Genomic DNA, 1089 nt, shown 5'->3' with positions numbered 1-1089 from the left:
CCCGAATTCAACTGCGAAGTGCGACACTCGTCAATATCAAGCAGCCAATGCCATTTCTTTAAATACAATCGCTGGCTGCTTGAAGCCTAAACACTTTCTTGGTCGATAATTTATTCGCGATAGAGCGAATTCAATATCGCTATCCGTTACTGTTGTTAGATCGGTTCCTTTTTTCACATATTGCCTTAAAAGGCCGTTAGCATTCTCATTGGCTCCACGCTCCCAAGAGCTATAAGGGTGGGCAAAATACACATCAGCTTCCAACTCCTTTGCGATGGTTTCATGACCTGCAAACTCTCTCCCGTTATCTGCCGTGATGGTATGCACATGCTCCTTATAAGGCATGAGTAGCTCTATGGTTGCTTTGGTGACATCATCTGCTGACTTAGATGGCACTTTTTTTACCACGTAAAATCGTGTTTTACGCTCCAAAATAGTCACCATAGCCCCAGTGCCGTGTTTGCCTAAGACAGTGTCGATTTCCCAATCACCAAATCGCTCCTTACTGTCAACGATGCTTGGCCGAACATCGATAGAAACGGCATTCTTGATAGCGGGCGCTTTTTCTTTTTTACCGCGACGATACCGCTTGTGTCCTTGTCTCAAATGGCGATATAGCTTGCCACCCAAGCGTTTATCCTGTGCAACAAATCGGTAGATCCACTCATGGCTGACAGCGGCACCGACTTTCGTTAATACACTGGAAATTTGCTCTGGGCTCCAATCCGCTTCTAAAAGCAAGCGGATAAAATCAACACGCTCCTGTGGTATACGGTATTTACGCGCTGATGTGCGTTTTTTGATTGATAACATCTGGGCTTCGTTAGGACAATAATGTCTGCCCTTGCGGCCGCGTTTAAGCTCCCGGTATACCGTAGAGCGATGGCACTGAACAGTTTTAGCTATTTCAGAAACCGAAATTCCCCGTTCCAAAAGAGCCGAAATCTGATATCTTCTGCCCTCGGTCAACTGCTGATAATTCATGGTAGTACTGCTTGTTTCTTTGACGAGAAGAGCGTACCACTTTTAGCAGTTGGCCTCCTCTTCTACACCTTTCCATGAATGTCGCACTTATTATCTGAAATCGGG

General features: G+C 45.6%; 1 protein-coding gene. It reads right to left on the bottom strand.

Annotation, left to right across the window (positions count from 1 at the left end; all coding sequences use genetic code 11):
* Nucleotides 1–36: 36 nt before the first annotated feature.
* Nucleotides 37–984, bottom strand: coding sequence for an IS30 family transposase (locus MHN09_RS21290; protein ID WP_041155238.1), 948 nt, complete (start codon nt 982–984; stop codon nt 37–39).
* Nucleotides 985–1089: the final 105 nt, after the last annotated feature.

It is taken from the genome of Alteromonas sp. MmMcT2-5 (assembly GCF_022348315.1).
Taxonomy (GTDB): Bacteria; Pseudomonadota; Gammaproteobacteria; order Enterobacterales; family Alteromonadaceae; genus Alteromonas; species Alteromonas macleodii.
The sequence above is the reverse complement of the archived record's forward strand: the minus strand, read 5'-3'. Positions and strand labels throughout refer to the sequence as shown.

Excerpts from the sequence above, each read along its gene's own strand:
- MHN09_RS21290 (WP_041155238.1), bottom strand. The coding sequence starts at position 984 with ATGAATTATCAGCAGTTGACCGAGGGCAGAAGATATCAGATTTCGGCT.